General features: G+C 51.8%; 15 protein-coding genes. 4 read left to right on the top strand and 11 right to left on the bottom strand.

What is annotated here, in order from left to right; genetic code table 11:
• Nucleotides 1-43: 43 nt before the first annotated feature.
• From sucC to FDW96_RS20435, 3 genes are all read left to right on the top strand, one after another.
• Nucleotides 44-1210 carry an ADP-forming succinate--CoA ligase subunit beta gene (sucC, locus tag FDW96_RS20425; RefSeq protein WP_038638897.1) on the top strand — a complete coding sequence of 389 codons (1167 nt, stop codon included), beginning with the start codon at nt 44-46 and terminating at the stop codon, nt 1208-1210.
• Nucleotides 1210-2079 carry a succinate--CoA ligase subunit alpha gene (sucD, locus tag FDW96_RS20430; protein WP_003022929.1) on the top strand — a complete coding sequence of 290 codons (870 nt, stop codon included), beginning with the start codon at nt 1210-1212 and terminating at the stop codon, nt 2077-2079. Before sucC ends, sucD begins: the two co-directional genes overlap by 1 nt.
• Nucleotides 2080-2304: 225 nt before the next feature.
• Nucleotides 2305-3195, top strand: coding sequence for a PocR ligand-binding domain-containing protein (locus tag FDW96_RS20435; RefSeq protein WP_137366195.1), 891 nt, complete (start codon nt 2305-2307; stop codon nt 3193-3195).
• Here the strand turns inward: FDW96_RS20435 and cobA are convergent.
• Nucleotides 3174-3962, bottom strand: a complete 789-nt coding sequence (gene cobA, locus FDW96_RS20440; RefSeq protein ID WP_042309705.1) for a uroporphyrinogen-III C-methyltransferase — start codon at nt 3960-3962, stop codon at nt 3174-3176. The two genes, FDW96_RS20435 and cobA, sit on opposite strands and share 22 nt — an antisense overlap.
• 405 nt (nt 3963-4367) lie before the next feature.
• On the opposite strand from cobA, the gene FDW96_RS20445 reads away from it, so the two are divergent.
• Nucleotides 4368-5270: a LysR family transcriptional regulator gene (locus FDW96_RS20445; protein WP_137360528.1), complete on the top strand. Its 903-nt coding sequence runs from the start codon at nt 4368-4370 to the stop codon at nt 5268-5270.
• 82 nt (nt 5271-5352) lie between these two features.
• Here FDW96_RS20445 and cobO read toward each other — a convergent pair whose 3' ends face one another.
• The 10 genes from cobO to glmS all read right to left on the bottom strand — a co-directional run bounded on the left by cobO (nt 5353) and on the right by glmS (nt 16490).
• Entirely contained in the window at nt 5353-5955 is a 603-nt protein-coding gene (gene cobO, locus FDW96_RS20450; RefSeq protein WP_042309700.1) for a cob(I)yrinic acid a,c-diamide adenosyltransferase, read from the bottom strand.
• Between the two features lie 9 nt (nt 5956-5964).
• Nucleotides 5965-7617, bottom strand: a complete 1653-nt coding sequence (locus tag FDW96_RS20455) for a class I fumarate hydratase (protein ID WP_061381689.1) — start codon at nt 7615-7617, stop codon at nt 5965-5967.
• 60 nt (nt 7618-7677) lie between these two features.
• A complete protein-coding gene (gene glsA / locus FDW96_RS20460; protein ID WP_137349211.1) occupies nt 7678-8679 on the bottom strand; it encodes a glutaminase A in 1002 nt (333 codons plus the stop codon).
• A 103-nt stretch (nt 8680-8782) separates the two neighbouring features.
• Nucleotides 8783-10090, bottom strand: a complete 1308-nt coding sequence (locus FDW96_RS20465) for a dicarboxylate/amino acid:cation symporter (protein ID WP_061381690.1) — start codon at nt 10088-10090, stop codon at nt 8783-8785.
• 169 nt (nt 10091-10259) lie between these two features.
• Nucleotides 10260-10577: a DUF4387 domain-containing protein gene (locus FDW96_RS20470; RefSeq protein ID WP_008320068.1), complete on the bottom strand. Its 318-nt coding sequence runs from the start codon at nt 10575-10577 to the stop codon at nt 10260-10262.
• Nucleotides 10574-11944, bottom strand: a complete 1371-nt coding sequence (locus FDW96_RS20475) for an acyclic terpene utilization AtuA family protein (protein ID WP_042309692.1) — start codon at nt 11942-11944, stop codon at nt 10574-10576. Before FDW96_RS20475 ends, FDW96_RS20470 begins: the two co-directional genes overlap by 4 nt.
• 3 nt (nt 11945-11947) lie before the next feature.
• Nucleotides 11948-13189 (bottom strand): methylaspartate ammonia-lyase, encoded by a 1242-nt coding sequence (locus FDW96_RS20480; RefSeq protein WP_042309690.1) that lies wholly within the window; start codon nt 13187-13189, stop codon nt 11948-11950.
• Complete coding sequence (locus FDW96_RS20485) at nt 13189-14634, bottom strand: methylaspartate mutase subunit E (RefSeq protein ID WP_042309688.1); 1446 nt, start codon at nt 14632-14634, stop codon at nt 13189-13191. The genes FDW96_RS20480 and FDW96_RS20485 overlap by 1 nt, the downstream gene beginning before the upstream one ends.
• 12 nt (nt 14635-14646) lie before the next feature.
• The gene (gene glmL / locus FDW96_RS20490; RefSeq protein WP_137366196.1) at nt 14647-16041 is read right to left on the bottom strand and encodes a methylaspartate mutase accessory protein GlmL; all 1395 of its coding nucleotides are present in this window, start codon (nt 16039-16041) and stop codon (nt 14647-14649) included.
• Nucleotides 16041-16490: a methylaspartate mutase subunit S gene (glmS, locus tag FDW96_RS20495; RefSeq protein ID WP_038638933.1), complete on the bottom strand. Its 450-nt coding sequence runs from the start codon at nt 16488-16490 to the stop codon at nt 16041-16043. Before glmS ends, glmL begins: the two co-directional genes overlap by 1 nt.
• Nucleotides 16491-16552: the final 62 nt, after the last annotated feature.

A 16552-nucleotide genomic window follows, 5' to 3' on the forward strand; every position in this document is an offset into this window, starting at 1 on the left:
TACGGGTAAAAGATAACGATTACCTGAAGGATGGACAGAACACATGAACTTACATGAATATCAGGCAAAACAACTTTTTGCCCGCTATGGCTTACCGGCACCGGTGGGTTATGCCTGTAATACTCCGCGTGAAGCTGAAGAAGCCGCATCTAAAATCGGCGCAGGCCCGTGGGTAGTGAAATGTCAGGTTCACGCTGGTGGCCGTGGTAAAGCGGGCGGTGTGAAGGTTGTTAACAGCAAAGAAGACATTCGCGCTTTTGCTGAGCACTGGCTGGGGAAACGTCTGGTGACTTACCAGACAGACGCTAATGGCCAACCGGTAAATCAGATTCTGGTTGAAGCGGCGACCGATATCGGTAAAGAACTTTACCTCGGCGCAGTGGTTGACCGTAGTTCCCGTCGCGTGGTCTTTATGGCCTCGACTGAAGGCGGCGTGGAAATCGAAAAAGTAGCGGAAGAAACCCCGCACCTGATCCATAAAGTGGCGCTGGATCCGCTGGCAGGACCGATGCCTTACCAGGGGCGTGAGCTGGCGTTCAAACTGGGTCTGGAAGGTAAACAGGTTCAGCAATTCACCAAAATCTTCATGGGGCTGGCGACTATTTTCCTGGAGCGCGACCTGGCGCTGATCGAAATCAACCCGCTGGTAGTAACTAAACAGGGCGATCTGATCTGCCTCGATGGCAAACTGGGCGCTGACGGCAACGCACTGTTCCGCCAGGCTGACCTGCGCGAAATGCGCGACCAGTCTCAGGAAGATCCGCGTGAAGCGCAGGCTGCACAGTGGGAACTGAACTACGTCGCACTGGACGGTAACATCGGTTGTATGGTTAACGGTGCGGGCCTGGCAATGGGCACCATGGACATCGTTAAGCTGCACGGCGGCGAACCGGCTAACTTCCTCGACGTGGGCGGCGGTGCGACCAAAGAGCGTGTAACCGAAGCGTTCAAAATCATCCTCTCCGATGACAATGTAAAAGCCGTACTGGTTAACATCTTCGGCGGTATCGTACGTTGCGACCTGATCGCTGACGGTATCATCGGCGCGGTAGCGGAAGTGGGCGTTAACGTTCCGGTTGTCGTTCGTCTGGAAGGCAACAACGCCGAACTCGGCGCGAAAAAACTGGCTGATAGCGGCCTGAATATTATTGCAGCGAAAAGTCTGACGGATGCAGCTCAGCAGGTTGTTGCCGCAGTGGAGGGGAAATAATGTCAGTTTTAATTAATAAAGATACCAAGGTTATCTGCCAGGGCTTCACCGGTAGCCAGGGGACATTCCACTCCGAACAGGCGATTGCTTACGGTACGCAGATGGTTGGCGGCGTAACGCCAGGCAAAGGCGGCACCACTCACCTTGGTCTGCCGGTGTTCAACACCGTGCGTGAAGCGGTAGAAGCAACCGGCGCAACCGCTACCGTTATCTACGTTCCGGCGCCGTTCTGCAAAGACTCCATCCTGGAAGCGATCGATGCAGGCATCAAACTGATTATCACCATCACCGAAGGTATCCCGACGCTGGATATGCTGACCGTGAAGGTGAAGCTGGATGAAGCTGGCGTACGCATGATCGGCCCGAACTGCCCAGGCGTGATCACCCCGGGCGAATGCAAAATCGGCATCATGCCGGGTCACATTCACAAGCCGGGTAAAGTGGGTATCGTTTCCCGTTCCGGTACGCTGACCTATGAAGCGGTTAAGCAGACCACCGACTACGGTTTCGGCCAGTCCACCTGTGTCGGTATCGGCGGCGACCCGATTCCGGGCTCTAACTTCATCGACATTCTGAAGCTGTTCCAGGAAGATCCGCAGACTGAAGCGATCGTGATGATCGGCGAGATCGGCGGTAGCGCGGAAGAAGAAGCGGCGGCGTACATTAAAGATCACGTCACCAAGCCGGTTGTCGGTTACATCGCGGGCGTCACCGCGCCGAAAGGCAAACGTATGGGCCACGCCGGTGCGATCATCGCCGGTGGTAAGGGTACCGCTGACGAGAAATTCGCGGCTCTGGAAGCTGCTGGCGTGAAAACCGTTCGCAGCCTGGCCGATATCGGCGAAGCGCTGAAAACCGTTATTAAGTAAGAAGTAAAAAAACAGCCCTGACTATCTGCATGGTCAAGGGCTGGTCCCGTTTCGACATGGTTGGCCATCTGATGATGGCCTTTTTTTTGTCCTTAAATATTTTTCTTGCCAATTGATCATAATCATCTGCACAAATGAGATTATTTTTTGCGGTCAACATCATTCTTTCTCTTGGTTAAATTCTGCATATTATCGGTTTTAATATTATGAGTGCTGGAGGAGAGCGTGCTGCTGAAAATTCAGAATGATTATTTACACGGTTTTTTCTCGATAGCCGAAATATTCTCCCGTGCGACCGGGTTAGCCACGGTTGTGATTGATATTAATGGTAAGCCACTCTCAGATTGTCATAATTTTAATTCTTTCTGCAGATTAATGCGGGCGGATGAGCGCTATCGTGTGGACTGCCAAAAATGCGATAAGCAGTGTGCTTTTGAGGGGTTAAAACAGCTTAAGCCCAGAATACTCACCTGTCATGCCGGGTTAAGTCTGTTCTCGATGCCATTAATTGATGAAGGGCATCTTTATGGTTTTATTGTCTGCGGACAGGTCCGGCCAAAGTATCAGGAATATAAAACTATTGTTATTGGTAATAAATTTTCATGGATGGATGACCCCAAAATAAAAGCTGAATGGGGTCAGATTGCGGTAGTGGATAATAATACGCTGGTAGCGTCGGCTAATTTGTTAAGTTTTATTGTTGATAATTATGCGGAAGAACAACAATCCGCTCAAGTTTCAGTTTCACCGATCCGTTACATTCGTCATTATGTTACTGAACCTTCCCGTCATGAGAAAAAACTTCTGGCGGCGCTGCGTTATATTGATGAGAATTTATATGGTGAATTATCCCTGGAATCCGTCGCGGCGCATGTGTGCTTAAGCGCGAACTATTTCAGCCGATTTTTTAAGAAACGGCTGGGCATTAATTTTAAAACCTGGGTGAGTCAGAAAAAAATGCAGAAAGCGGGGGAGTTGTTGCACGACCCTGAGCATTCAATAGACAGTATTGCCAGGAAACTTCAATATGCGCAAACCAGCTACTTTTGCCGCGTTTTCAGGGCGGCGCATCAAACGTCGCCCCAGTCTTTTCGTCATGCCAGGCTTTCGCAGTAAAGATCTTCTGGCAAGGTGATGGCGTCGGGTATAAAAGAGAGCCGATCGCTCAGGGTCACCACCTCACCAATAACAATCAGTGCAGGTGGAGCAATGTTAGCCTCCTGCGCTTTGCTCAGTAATGAACCGAGCGTACAGGTTAGTCGGCGTTGATTCTCCCGGGTGGCGGACATAATTAGCGCAGCGGGTGTATCTGCTGATTTACCGCCCATCAACAGCTCTTCGCAAATAAACGCCAGATTGGCGATACCCATGACGATAACCAGCGTGCCATTTAGCTTCGCCAGTTGACGCCAGTCCTGCTGCTGGTTGCCTTCCCGCGTATGGCCTGTCACCACGTGAAAACCGGAGGCGAAATCGCGATGCGTCACCGGAATTCCGGCATAGGTCAGGCCGCCGATGGTAGAACTGATACCCGGCACAACTTCAAATGGGATACCCGTTTCAACAAGATCCTCAACTTCTTCGGCCCCACGACCAAACACATAAGGATCGCCCCCTTTCAGGCGTACGATGTTGCTATGTGTTTGGGCATACTGGACCAGTAATGCGTTAATTTCATCCTGAGGAACACAATGATAGCCTGGATTTTTGCCGACATTGATAAGCAGGCAATCAGGTAATGCCCATTCCAAAATTTTAGGATTGACCAGCCGATCGTAAATAATGACATCAGCCTGTTTAATGCACATCATCGCTTTGAGGGTGAGCAATGAAATATCACCGGGACCTGCTCCAACGAGCCAGACCTTTCCGAAAGTTTTCACATTGTGTCCTTTATCACGTCTAACAAAAAAAGGCAGAAACTACATCAAGGAATGATTAAAAGCAGTCGTTTGCCCGTAAGTTATAACGTGAAATTATCTAAAATTATTGCATGGATAATATTGATTAATCTCGCAAAGTTTTTTCTGCAATAAACAAGTTAACTTGAAAAATTATTAAGAACTTATTGGCACTATTTGCATAGGTTTAACCTTATTTAAATTGTGTTTATTGTTGTGCTTGAGTATTATTGGTTAATATTTATCCGCCATCAGTATGAGTAAATCATGGATTGGATCAATGACATCAATGGATGAAATAAAATATAACTCTCGATGCTTATCTGGGTGTCTTGAATTATTTTTTATAAATTAAACTATTTTTGTACGCTGCATATGGAAGAGGTTATGAGAGGAAAAATACCGAAGACGGAGTTGCTGGTAACTTTTGAAGTTGTTGCGCGTCACGAAAGTTATACCCGGGCTGCTGAAGAGCTGGCTTTAACACAAAGTGCTGTTTTCCGCCAGGTGAATGCACTGGAGGATTTTCTGAATACCTCGCTATTTAATCATGCCAAGAAACGCATTTTTTTAAATGCGGCGGGCAAACATTATTTAAGTATCGTTAAAGAAACGTTAAATAAACTTGAGCGAGATACGACGACGATAATGACCTGGCAGCCGACGGTGCAGGTTATTGAGCTGGCAGTGAATCCGACCTTCAGCACGCATTGGCTGATTCCGAACCTGCGCGAGTTCAACAAACTCAATCCTGATATTATCGTCAATATCCATTCGCTGGCGAATATTGGTGATTTTCTCAATCGGGAGTATGACGCGGCAATCATGCGTGAAGATTTCTACTCGCCATGGTCGGGCGTTGAGTACCTGTTTGAAGAGGAAATCCTGCCGGTATGTAGCCGCTGCTTGCTGGCCGAACCGGATCGGAAACTGGCAGTCGAGGAGTTGCTGAACGAATTCCCGCTTTTGCACCAAAGCACGCGTATCAAGGGTTGGCAGGAATGGTTTGCGCTGTCCGATATCAGCAGTCCACTGGTCAATAAAGGTCCAAGGTTTGATCTGTTGTCGATGCTGATTGCGGCGGTTCGCTCTAATCTTGGCGTGGCGTTGCTTCCTCGTTTTGCCATTCAGCACGATCTGGACAGCGGTGATATGGTCATTCCTTGCGATGTCCCGATGCGCACCGGGAACCGTTTCATCATGACGTGGCGTGAAGAGAAAGCGGAATCTGTGCATTTACAGATCTTCCGGGACTGGCTGTTGAATAAATCTGTGGTATCGCCTGCCTGATAGTACCGTGTGCCTTGTCAGGCCTGCAAAGAACGGTAGGCCGGATAAGACGCCAGCGCGTCGTTATCCGGCAAAAGAATAGTTACCAGTCGATTCCCACCTGCGCCTGAATACCGCTGTCAAACGCGTGCTTGACCGGGCGAATTTCGCTGACCGTATCGGCCAGTTCCAGCAACAGTGCGTGGCATCCGCGTCCGGTGACGATAACACTTTGTCCGACAGGGCGATTTTCGATGGCGCTGAGAACCTCCTGGGTATCCAGATAGTGGTAAGCCAACATGTAAGTCAGTTCATCCAGTACCACCAGATCGTAATGCGCATCAGCCAGCATGCGCTTACTTTCTTGCCAGACTACCGTTGCCGCCTCGATATCCGCTTGCCGGTTTTGGGTTTCCCAGGTAAACCCGGTGCCCATAATATGGAATTCAACGCCGAGCGGTTGCAGGGTGTTGTACTCGCCATTATCCCACTGACCTTTGATAAACTGCGCGATGCCAACGGTTTTTCCGTGACCAACCGCGCGCGTTGCCGTGCCAAAGGCTGCGGTGGATTTCCCTTTACCGTTGCCGGTGAAGACAATCAGGATCCCTTTCTTCTCCGTTGCCGCCGCCACGCGGGTATCAACCTGTTCTTTCAGTTTCTGCTGACGCTGGCGGTGTCTGTCATTATTGGCTCGCGCTTCCATTGAGGCTCCTTAATGTCCTGCCGGACAGGTTGCGCAGCGATGCTGCTGCTCAAACTGACTAAAGAAGTTATTACCTTTGTCGTCGACTAACACGAAGGCCGGCATATTTTTAACTTCCATCATCCAGACCGCTTCCATTCCCAGTTCGGGATATTCCAGGCAGTGCAGGCTTTTCACGTACTGTTGTGCAAGCAGGGCCGCGGCGCCGCCGATGCTGCCGAGGCTAAACCCACCGTGTTTATGGCAGGCATCAGTGACCTGTTGGCTGCGGTTACCCTTGGTGAGCATAATGAGACTGCCGCCTTGTGCCTGGAAAGCATCGACATACCCATCCATGCGCCCGCCGGTGGTGGGACCCATTGAACCACAGGCCTGATTCTCCGGCGTTTTGGCGGGACCAGCGTAATAAACGATATGCTTTTTCATGTATTCCGGCATCGGTTCGCCGTTATCCAGGCGCGCTTTGATGTTAGCGTGGGCAATATCACGGGCGACAACAATTGGGCCACTTAACGACAAACGAGTACCGATAGGCAGAGCGGACAGGTCGTGCAGAATCTCGCGTAGCGGGCGGTTGAGATCCAACTGTACGGTTTGGGCGCCATTTTCTACCCGTTGGGAATCAGGTATGAACTTGCCCGGGTTATGCTCCAGTTTCTCCAGCCAGATACCGTGTTTGTTAATTTTAGCCTTAATGTTGCGGTCGGCTGAGCAGGAGAGGGCCATGGCGATAGGACAAGACCCCCCGTGACGCGGCAGGCGAATCACGCGGATATCGTGGGCAAAGTACTTGCCGCCAAACTGCGCGCCGATACCAAACTCGCGGCTGGCATTGAGTAACTCGGCTTCCAGGGCCGTATCGCGGAACGCCTGACCCAGTTCGTTCCCGCTGGTGGGCAGGTTATCGTAATACTTGGTTGACGCCAGCTTGGCGACTTTCAGCGCCTGGTCGGCAGACAAGCCTCCAACGACGAAAGCGATGTGATAAGGCGGGCAGGCGGCTGTGCCCAGTGATTTCATTTTTTCGATCAGAAAGGCGGTGAGCTTTTCCGGCTGCAGAATGGATTTTGTTTCCTGGAACAGCGCCGCTTTGTTGGCCGAGCCGCCGCCTTTGTTGACGAACAGGAAGCGGTATTCATTACCCGGCGTGGCGCTGATATCGATTTGTGCCGGCAGGTTAGTCTGAGTATTGACCTCGGTGTACATATCCAGCGGGGCATTTTGCGAATAACGCAGGTTGTTTTCGGTGAAAGTGGTATACACGCCTTTGCTTAACGCTTCTGCGTCATCGCCGCCGGTCCAGACATGCTGACCTTTGCAGGCCACAATCGTTGCCGTTCCGGTATCCTGACAGTTAGGCAGCACGCCTTTGGCCGAAACTTCAGCGTTGCGCAGTAGCTGCAATGCAACATACTTATCGTTACCGCTGGCCTGTGGATCGTGCAGAATGCTGGCGATCTGTTTCAAATGTCCGGCGCGCAGGAAGAATGAAGCCTCATAAAATGCCTGCTGTGCTAATAAGGTTAACGCTTCTGGCGCAACCTTAATCACTTCCTCTCCGTCTAACTCAGAAACTGTAACGTGCTGATTACTCAGTAATTCATATTCGGTACTATCTTTACCCTGAACAAAGAGTTCCTGCCAGACAAATGGTTTAGACATGTTTACTTCTCACCTCTTCGTGTTGTTTGCCGGATAAGCGAAGCGCCATCCGGCATAGAGTTATTTTGCTAAAAAGACATTCGCTTCGGTCGCTTCGGCGACATATTCGATCGTTTTCTGTGCACGAACGCTGTTACCGGCTTCATCCAGCGGCGGGGAATAGACGGCTATCGCATATTCGCCTGGCACAACGGCAACCATCCCACCGCCGACGCCGCTTTTCGCCGGGATGCCTACGGTGTACAGCCACTTACCACTACCGTCGTACAATCCGGCAATGGCCATTTCAGCCAGTACCTGCGGGACATATTTTTCATTCAGCAATTGCTTACCGTTGAACGGTGATTTGCCTTTGTTGGCGAGTACCGCGCCCATTTTGGCCAGTTGCTCAACGGTGATATCGACTGAGCACTGACGGGTATAAATTTCGACAGCGTCGTCTGTGTTGCCATAGAAGCTGTTATAGGATTCCATCAGCTTCGCCAGCGCCTGGTTGTGCTGGTTGGTTTCCATCTCGGATTTGAAAACCGGCTCGTTCACGGTGAGTGTGGCATCAGCCCAGACGTTCAGGTTGTCGAGGATTTTGTTCCAGCGATCGGTTTTATCTTTGGCTTCGATCAGGCTAACGGTGCTCATCGCCCCGGCGTTTACCAGCGGGTTTTCCGGCGCGCCTTTAGTCAGTTCTACCGCTAAACCTGAATTGAACGGCATGCCGGTGGCATTGGCCCCAAGTTTCTCCAGGACTACCTGTGGGCCATGCTGTTCCATGGCGAGCGCCAGGGTGAAGACTTTACTCAGGGATTCCATTGGGAAGGGCTTGTTAACATCGCCCACCTGATAGATCTTGCCGTCCACCGTGGCAATGGTGATGGCAAAATTTTTCGGGCTGTAGGTCGCCAGGGCAGGGATGTAGTCGGCGACTTTGCCATCGTTGTTACTTTTATATTTCTGATGTGCCTGGTCGATAATCTTTGCGTAATCCGGCGTGGTTTGCGCGAGAGTCGTTGCGCTAAACAAAACGCTGAAGGAAAAAATACTCACGCCGAGAAGAGTTTTATTCATGGTGTAATCCTGTTGGTGTGTTCATCATCGTGCTGGATGGCGGTGTTCCACCTTATCCGGCCTACGGATAATTGACCGTTTTGTAGGCCGGATAAGCGCGCTATCAGGACATCGCAACTTCTGACTGTTCGGTCACCGGACGTTCTTGTTCCGGTGTCTTCACTGGCGCAGTTCCGCGACAACCCTGGCCGAAGTGTTCGCCTTCCCAACGACCCACAATGGCAGCGCCCATGGCGTTACTCATGACGTTGGTAGCAGAACGACCCATATCGAGGAATGGATCCACACCCATCAGTAGGATCAGACCGGCTTCCGGAATGTTGAACTGGTTCAGGGTGGCGGCGATTACCACCATTGATGCACGCGGTACGCCCGCCATCCCTTTTGAGGTCAGCATCAGAATCAACAGCATGGTGATTTGCTCACCCATGCTCAATTCGATGTTGCACGCCTGGGCAATAAATACGGTGGCAAAGGAGCAGTACGCCATCGAGCCGACCAGGTTAAAGGAGTAACCGATAGGCAGAACGAAGCTGGCGATTTTTGAGGAAACACCGAATTTTTCCAGCTTGTCCAGCGTGCCCGGGAAAGCGGCTTCAGAGCTGGAGGTGGTGAAGGCCAACAGTGCAGGTTCGAGGATTGATTTCGTTAAACGCGCGATGCAAGGCCCTACGATCATGGTGGACAGGCCAATCAGGATCGCCCACAGCATACCCAGCGTCAGGTAGAATTCACCCATAAAGATCCCGGCGCTGACCATCACACCCAGACCACGTTCGGCAATCAGACCCGAAATAGCGGCAAAAACGGTCAGTGGCGCAAACAGCATGACGTAACCCGTCAGCTTCAGCATCACGTGTACCAGTGAATCCAGAACCTTCACTATAGGCTCGGCTTTCTCACCAATTGCGGCAAGGCTGCAACCGAGGAAAATTGAGAAGACGACGATCTGCAGAATTTCGTTACGTGCCATCGCATCAACAATACTGGTTGGTACTGCGTGCGAGATGAATACTTTCAGCGTGAATGGCTCAGACTTAACGGCGGCAACGGCTCCGGCGTCATGTGGAACAAAGTTGATGCCAGCGCCTGGCTGGAAAATATTAACGATAACCAGTCCCAGCGCGATTGACAGCAGTGAGGCGCAAATAAACAGGAAGAAGGTTTTCGAAAATATACGTCCCAGCGTTTTGGCATCGCCCATTTTGGCAATACCCACAACCAAAGTTGAAATAACCAATGGGGCGATAATCATTTTCACCATGCGTAAGAATATGGTGGTGAAAATGGAAATATCTGCTGCATAAGATTTTGCCGTTTCAGCCGCGACCATATTATTTATGGCCACCCCGGCAATCATGCCGAGTATCAGGCCTAATATGATCATCTTCGTTAAACTTATTTTCTTCATGTGTACTCCATCGGATAAAGGTTGGTAATTGGAATTGTGTAGGGCGGCGCGCGCCTGAACCCGGACAGCAGTTCAGACGCACGCCTGTTGTGACCAACCGCATGAATAATTCGAAGCACTGTGATACAGCTGAATTCTGTGCTCCAATGGTTGTTATTGTGTTTTTTTACTACAGGTCGAACTCAATACTTAATAATGGCGCGTGTTGCTGCGCACCATAAACATCATTGTCACCAACATTGCCGGAGATAATATCGCGCGGCATGACAATTTTTACGGCATTCGCCGGGTCAAACCAGACAATATTATGAATAAAATCAGGTTTGACATTATATAAACCAGCAATAAGCTGTGGCGTTAATTGTTCTGAACGCTTCACTCGCTGATAATCTTCACGGGTTTTAAATAAAATATCTAAAACCAGTTCGTACGGCCCGGCGTTTTTGGAACGAATGACCTGCGCCAGTGAACAAATTGAGTGTTTCATGCCTGAACTCCTTCTGGCGTCACCTGTTCAATGTGGAAATCAAAACGCAGCGCATCGCTCGCTTCAATCAGGTGATAGATCGAGAACTCATACACCGGTCCACTCTGAATATCGGATGGCGAGAACGGGAAGGCGAGGTTGCCTGCGGTCGCAATGCGATTTTCATAGCCGTAGTGCAGCAGGGTAGAGCGCACCAGCGAGCAAACGCTGTTGGCGATATCCTGCGTCGGTGCGACGACGTCCAGTAAAATCCCTAGCTCATGACCGGCGGTTTTCATCGGTTCATGGTTGCCCATCACACCGTTCTTACCGTACAGGTGGAAGGTCATACGGATACTGTCGTCAGTCAGCGAGAGGTTACGCTTAACGCTGGCCTGTACCTCTTCGAGAATGGTGTCAATTCCGGCAATCATGATCGGGTCACGCGTTCCGGCGATAGTCAGGCAGCGGAAGCCAACCTGACGTGCGCCTTCCAGTTTCAACGCATACGGCGTTTCTTCATGACGTGAACCGCTGACATACACTTCACCCTCGTTAACCTGAGTGAAGGTGCACGCTTTCAGGTTCAGTACGCCGCCTGGCCCCGGCAGGAAGTACGGATCGGACTTCTCATACAGGGTGTGCGCCGCCGCGGAAGTTTCAGTGAACTTACGCTTGGGATTGAACGCTTTCAGCGTAAAGCCGTTGTCGTCAATGATCCCCATCGCACAATCTGAGCCAGAGCCAGGGGTGGCGGCAATGGCGGCACACTCAAGGATCTTACCGCAATGAAGCGCCAGACCTTCATCAAAGCCCTGCATAATCGGCAGCGCGGCGAAGCAGGCCGGATCGTAAGCACGTCCGCCCAGTACCACCTGCGCACCGGCTTTCAGCGCACGCTGGAAAGGCTCGACGCCCATCTGCGCGACAATGTAGGTGCTGTCTTCAATTGCCTCGTGAGTCAGTTCAGGCACAAAATCGAGCGCGGTGATTTTGCCGTTATCCAGCGCCTGATGAACGATCTCTTTGTCGACATCAGACGGGATCAGCGCCATGGAGAAGGACAGGTTTTCTTCCTGAGCAATCTCATGGATTATCTGGCGACACCACTCCAGATGCGGAGCGGCGCCTGAACCACCGGCCGTGCCAATCACTACCGGGATGTTGTTCTTAACGCCTGCCACGATCATATAGCGCAGATCGCGTTTCACACCGGCCCTGTCGGTAAACGGTTTACCTGCCCCCAGGTAGTGGGGGCCTGGATCGGAGGAACCTGCGTCAACAGCAATAAGATCCGGTGACTCTTCCATGGCTTTACGAAAACTTTCTTCCGGGAAGCCATAACCCAGGATAGCCGTAGGCGATAAGATCTTAAATGTGCGTGCCATCTCTTAATCCTTAGTTTGCAACAACGCGATGGTGCGGTTCATTTCGTTAAACACGATGTTGAGACCTTCATCGAAACCCATACCTGGTTTGACCAGCATGCGCATAGGACGCGCGGCCAGCGCGACGTGTACGCAGGTGCGAGCACTGATTTCCGTTTCGTTACAGGTACCGCCCTGATAGGCTTCCATTGCGTGTTTGTTACAATACAGCACCGCATCAACGATGTTATGAATACCGCCCAGATCCGGGGTTTTGATCTGCACCATGTGGCAACTGCCCGCGTCGGTGAAGTCCACGATGTCCTGATAGGTGTTACACCACTCATCCGCAACGATTTTCACGCCGGAACCCAGACGGGTCAGTTCTTTGGTAATGGCGGTTAACATGCGGATCTGATCCGGCTTGTTACCGGCATCCACCGGACCTTCAATGTACAGCGGCAGGCCCTGGGCTTCCGCTTCCAGGCTGGCGATATATTCAGCGCAGCGCACCGGATCCATATCGAAGATCAGACCGATAGTGCCATAGACATCAATGTGCAGCGTCGGGTGATAACGCTCGCTGGTGCGCAGGCTTAAGATGCGATTAGACAACCAGCGCACATACTCACGCAGTTTTTCACCTTTAAAGCCCAGCTTCTCTTCCACGTTGTTGATCAGCGCGTGCGGCAGAACGTCCACGCCTTTGAGGATCATCTTGTCGACGGCGATATAACGGTCATCACCGCTCTGACCAAATAATGGAATGGCTTCCGGGACGCATGGCAGTTGCCACTCGTCGCACACCACTTCAGTTTTCAGGCGGCCGGTCGCCAGTGCGGCCGCGTCGAGCAGTGCTTGAGACAGACCATAACGGACCGCGGTATGCAGCAGATGACCGTCGATACGCAACTGATCAAAGAAGCGGGCGTTTGGCAGGAAAGCATCCACGTCACGGCCTTCCAGCAGCGGCTTGATGTGATCGTTGAGGAAAGGGATAAAGTTTTCAGCCAGGAACAGCGGGTCGCGACCGCCTGCACCTGAATATTGCACTGCTGCGCAATCACCTACCGCCACGGCGCCGTTTTCCAGAACCAACTGCACAGAAACGCATTCACCCGCCTGGCGAACAGAGGTAAAGCCAGGTGTTACCGGGGAGCCGGTATAGATAAACCCGTCATGACCGGCGCCGTTTTTGATGGCCTGCTGATCGTCAAAATAAAATGAGGAGTAGCCAGCGGTGAAAAGGGCCTGTTTAATTTTCATTATGGTCTTCCTATTAATTTACTGTGGGATACGGCGTTGATGTCATCAATGACCATCTGGAAAGAAGGTTTACGGCCTTCGAAATGCGCGCGCTCTGCGACGTAGTCGTGGTGCAGGGCGAGAACGTCTTTCGGCAGCGGAACGGCACCGGCTTCGAGAATACGGATGGCTCCTGTGTTATCGCGCACCGGCAGGATCTTCCCGGCGTTACAGGCGGCAGGGGCGAAAGGCACATCCAGCACGCCTGCTTCAAAGGCCAGCACCGTACCGCGCGCAATGTCGCCATTGCCGAGTTCAAAGACTTTTTTCAGCACCGCGCGGACTTCGCTCTTGATCAGCTCGACTTCCTGTTCCACGGCTGCGCACTGCGGGAATTTCTGGTCACTGACCATGTTGAGCATCTGGCGTGAGGCTTTAAGTCCCTGGGCGTTCGCTGCCGCAGTTGGGATACCGAACGCTTCGTGCGGGCTTTTGGTGATCACTTTTGTTGCGCCCGACATACCGGCAACCGCTGCGCCCCAGGCGATAACGGAGAAGGCTTTCGCTTCATCTTCCGGGAATCCGCCCATCCACTGGTGGAAAACGGTGCTCAGTTCATAATCGTCGAAGCCGTGGTTATGGAAATATTCGTGGGACAGCTCACGCAGCGCCTGAATAGCGGCAATATCCTGCGTCAGGCTACCGACCTGACCGTAGCCGACGGTGATTGACTTCACGCCCTGTTCCAGCGCCAGCAGACCTTCAATAATCGCTACCGAGTGGGACATAAACGGCGGGATCAGGGTGCCGGTCAGCGGACCAAACGGTTCGCGGTTGATGCGAATGCCGTTCTCTTCGTACAGACCCATCAGGCGATCGCAGTACTGCCAGTCGCGGATGGATTTTTCCAGGGTGACGCGTTTGGCGTAAGGGATGTTGTAAGAGATACCGCCGCCTTCGTAGCTGGTAAAGCCACTGGCCATGGCGATTTCTGCCAGCAGACGCGCATCCGGCGTCCCGTGGCGAACCTGGATCGGTTTTTCCAGCGACTCAGTCATACGGCGGCAGGCAGCAACCCCGTGATTGACGACCGGTAAACCATTCAGCTTGGAAGTCCCCGCTTCGATGGATTTCTGGATCCCGACAGCGGCTTCTTCATAGCGGTTCAGACGGGTATAGGCATCAATAGTACTTGGCAGAAGATCGCACTCTTCCTGCAACGTTTTGAGCAGTGCAATATGCTCGTCCATTAATGCCACGCCTGCGCGCGGCTGACTCAGGGTTTTACCTTCCTGATCGGCCTTCAGCAGAGCGAGGGAAAAGCGCTTCTTGTCTGGAATTGATTGCTGGTATTTCACGCCATCTTCGAAGTTCTCAACGTCTTTGCCGGTTTCCCAGGTTTGCAACACCTGATGCCTTTCGGTCATGAATTCGTCATGGGTCAATTTTTTATTTCGAAGTTCCATTCGTAGCTGCCTTTAGTTTTGTAGGGTTAAACACTGAATGCTGGTGCGAGCAGCGGCTTGCGGGTACAGCCTGGCGACGTTTGCCAGTAGAGGGAGCAGGCCATTTGAATCGCGGTAATACTCAAACTGATTCGGTAACAGAATTCTTTTACCCTGGTCGTCCAGCTCTCGGTATTTGAGCCAGTTATGGATATCGAACTGGCTGGCGCGAGAGAGCCATCCACCTGAACCGACGACTTTGCGTACGGTGGTGAGATCGCGACCCATCTGTAAATCTACGTTACCCACGCAGGTGCAAACCTGCTTTTTAGTGCCCGCGTGGCGCTCAGCGGCATAGCCCACGCATAAACCTGCCAGCAGAGTGTCGAAATATTTCTCCTCCTCGCTGAGTGGCAGGTAATCCGGCTGCCCAACCAAATGATGCAGGTAGCGGTAAAATGCTTCCTCGCGCTGCGGCTGTTGGGCGAAGATGACTTTCACCATATCCTGCGTGCTTTCTCCCACCACGACGGCGGAAACGCGCATCCCCAGGTCGCCTTCAACGGTACGTTTGACGAAAGGCTCTGGAACACCATGCAGGACGGTATCGGGGGAGAGGGTATTCGCGCTGGCCGAATAGACATCCGTGGTGGCTCCGCCCATATCAATCAGCATGAATTCCTTCCATGCGCTGTCGTAATCGCTAATGGCTTTGACTAACTCATATACCGTCCATGGCGTCGGCATTGGCTCTTCGCCTGTTTCACCGACAATGACATCCAGACCTTTGCCTTTCACTATGCGCGACAAAAAAACATCACAAATCGCCTGGCGCGCGGCAAACGGATTCGGGTGATCGAGATCAGGTAGAATGTTGTCTACCGTGGTCAGATCCTTGTGCCCGAGAATCGTTTGTATTTCATCCTGAATGTCCCGGTTTCCTGCGTAGATAATGGCGCAATCCAGCTTCGAGTCTGCCAATGCACGCGCATTCGCCAGACCGTAGCTTTCTTCTCCACCGTCTGTACCGCCGGTAAATAACAGGATGTCCGGTGGTGATGATTCCAGCTCCTGTATGTCATGACGGTTCAGCTTGTACGAATAATATTGCGCGATTTTCGCTCCTGCCGAATGGGCGGTAACTTTTGCTGATTCCAGCGTAATGGAAGGCACCAGCCCCATCGCTGCAACGGCGAGTCCACCCTTGGCCGAGGAGGAGTATTTCAACTGCACTTCACCACTTTTCAGTAACGGGCGAGCATCGGCAACATTCAGCACCTGATTCAGGCTGGCAAAAAAACCGTCTGCCAGATGATGTGTGGTGGTTGGGGTCAGGACATGGTTTACCAGGGTTAACTCCTCGCCTTCATGGGCGAAGAGGGCTGCCTTGGTCCAGGTCGAGCCGATATCGACAGAAACTGTTTGCATCAGATAGCCTCTTCCAGGCAACGCTGTTCGAGGCCATTGTGTTGGTGAATATCATTGGCGATAAGCGCGCAGACATCCTCCAGATCGTGGCTGGGGGCGAAGACGCGGTTAAATCCCATCTCTTTAAACTTCACTTCCACATCGGCGAAGTCATGTTTGCCTACAACCAGGTTGCCGCCGACGTACAGCAGAATGTCACCGAGTCCGCGTTCGATGCAGCGTTCACGTAACCCAAGGCAGTCAATGTCACCATGACCGTAGATGGAGGACACCACGATGGCATCGGCGCCTGTTTCAATCGCGGCATCAATATATTCATCCTGGCTCACCATCACCCCGAGGTTGATTACGTGAAAATCATGCGCAGTAAAAACGCGATCCAGAACTTTATTGCCTACTGCATGGCAGTCAGCACCGATGACGCCAATAACAAGTGTAGATTTTTTCATGGGTAATCCTCTGTAGGGCTGATGGTCAATAAGTGAAAATACTTTTCTAATATTCAGAGCTT

Source organism: Citrobacter sp. TBCS-15 (assembly GCF_005280815.1).
Classification (GTDB): Bacteria; Pseudomonadota; Gammaproteobacteria; order Enterobacterales; family Enterobacteriaceae; genus Citrobacter; species Citrobacter werkmanii.

Excerpts from the sequence above, each read along its gene's own strand:
- glsA (WP_137349211.1), bottom strand. The coding sequence starts at position 8,679 with ATGAATAAAACTCTTCTCGGCGTGAGTATTTTTTCCTTCAGCGTTTTG.
- cobO (WP_042309700.1), bottom strand. The coding sequence starts at position 5,955 with ATGGAAGCGCGAGCCAATAATGACAGACACCGCCAGCGTCAGCAGAAA.
- FDW96_RS20445 (WP_137360528.1), top strand. The coding sequence starts at position 4,368 with ATGAGAGGAAAAATACCGAAGACGGAGTTGCTGGTAACTTTTGAAGTT.
- FDW96_RS20485 (WP_042309688.1), bottom strand. The coding sequence starts at position 14,634 with ATGGAACTTCGAAATAAAAAATTGACCCATGACGAATTCATGACCGAA.
- FDW96_RS20480 (WP_042309690.1), bottom strand. The coding sequence starts at position 13,189 with ATGAAAATTAAACAGGCCCTTTTCACCGCTGGCTACTCCTCATTTTAT.
- glmL (WP_137366196.1), bottom strand. The coding sequence starts at position 16,041 with ATGCAAACAGTTTCTGTCGATATCGGCTCGACCTGGACCAAGGCAGCC.
- FDW96_RS20470 (WP_008320068.1), bottom strand. The coding sequence starts at position 10,577 with ATGAAACACTCAATTTGTTCACTGGCGCAGGTCATTCGTTCCAAAAAC.
- glmS (WP_038638933.1), bottom strand. The coding sequence starts at position 16,490 with ATGAAAAAATCTACACTTGTTATTGGCGTCATCGGTGCTGACTGCCAT.
- sucD (WP_003022929.1), top strand. The coding sequence starts at position 1,210 with ATGTCAGTTTTAATTAATAAAGATACCAAGGTTATCTGCCAGGGCTTC.
- sucC (WP_038638897.1), top strand. The coding sequence starts at position 44 with ATGAACTTACATGAATATCAGGCAAAACAACTTTTTGCCCGCTATGGC.
- FDW96_RS20465 (WP_061381690.1), bottom strand. The coding sequence starts at position 10,090 with ATGAAGAAAATAAGTTTAACGAAGATGATCATATTAGGCCTGATACTC.
- FDW96_RS20475 (WP_042309692.1), bottom strand. The coding sequence starts at position 11,944 with ATGGCACGCACATTTAAGATCTTATCGCCTACGGCTATCCTGGGTTAT.
- FDW96_RS20455 (WP_061381689.1), bottom strand. The coding sequence starts at position 7,617 with ATGTCTAAACCATTTGTCTGGCAGGAACTCTTTGTTCAGGGTAAAGAT.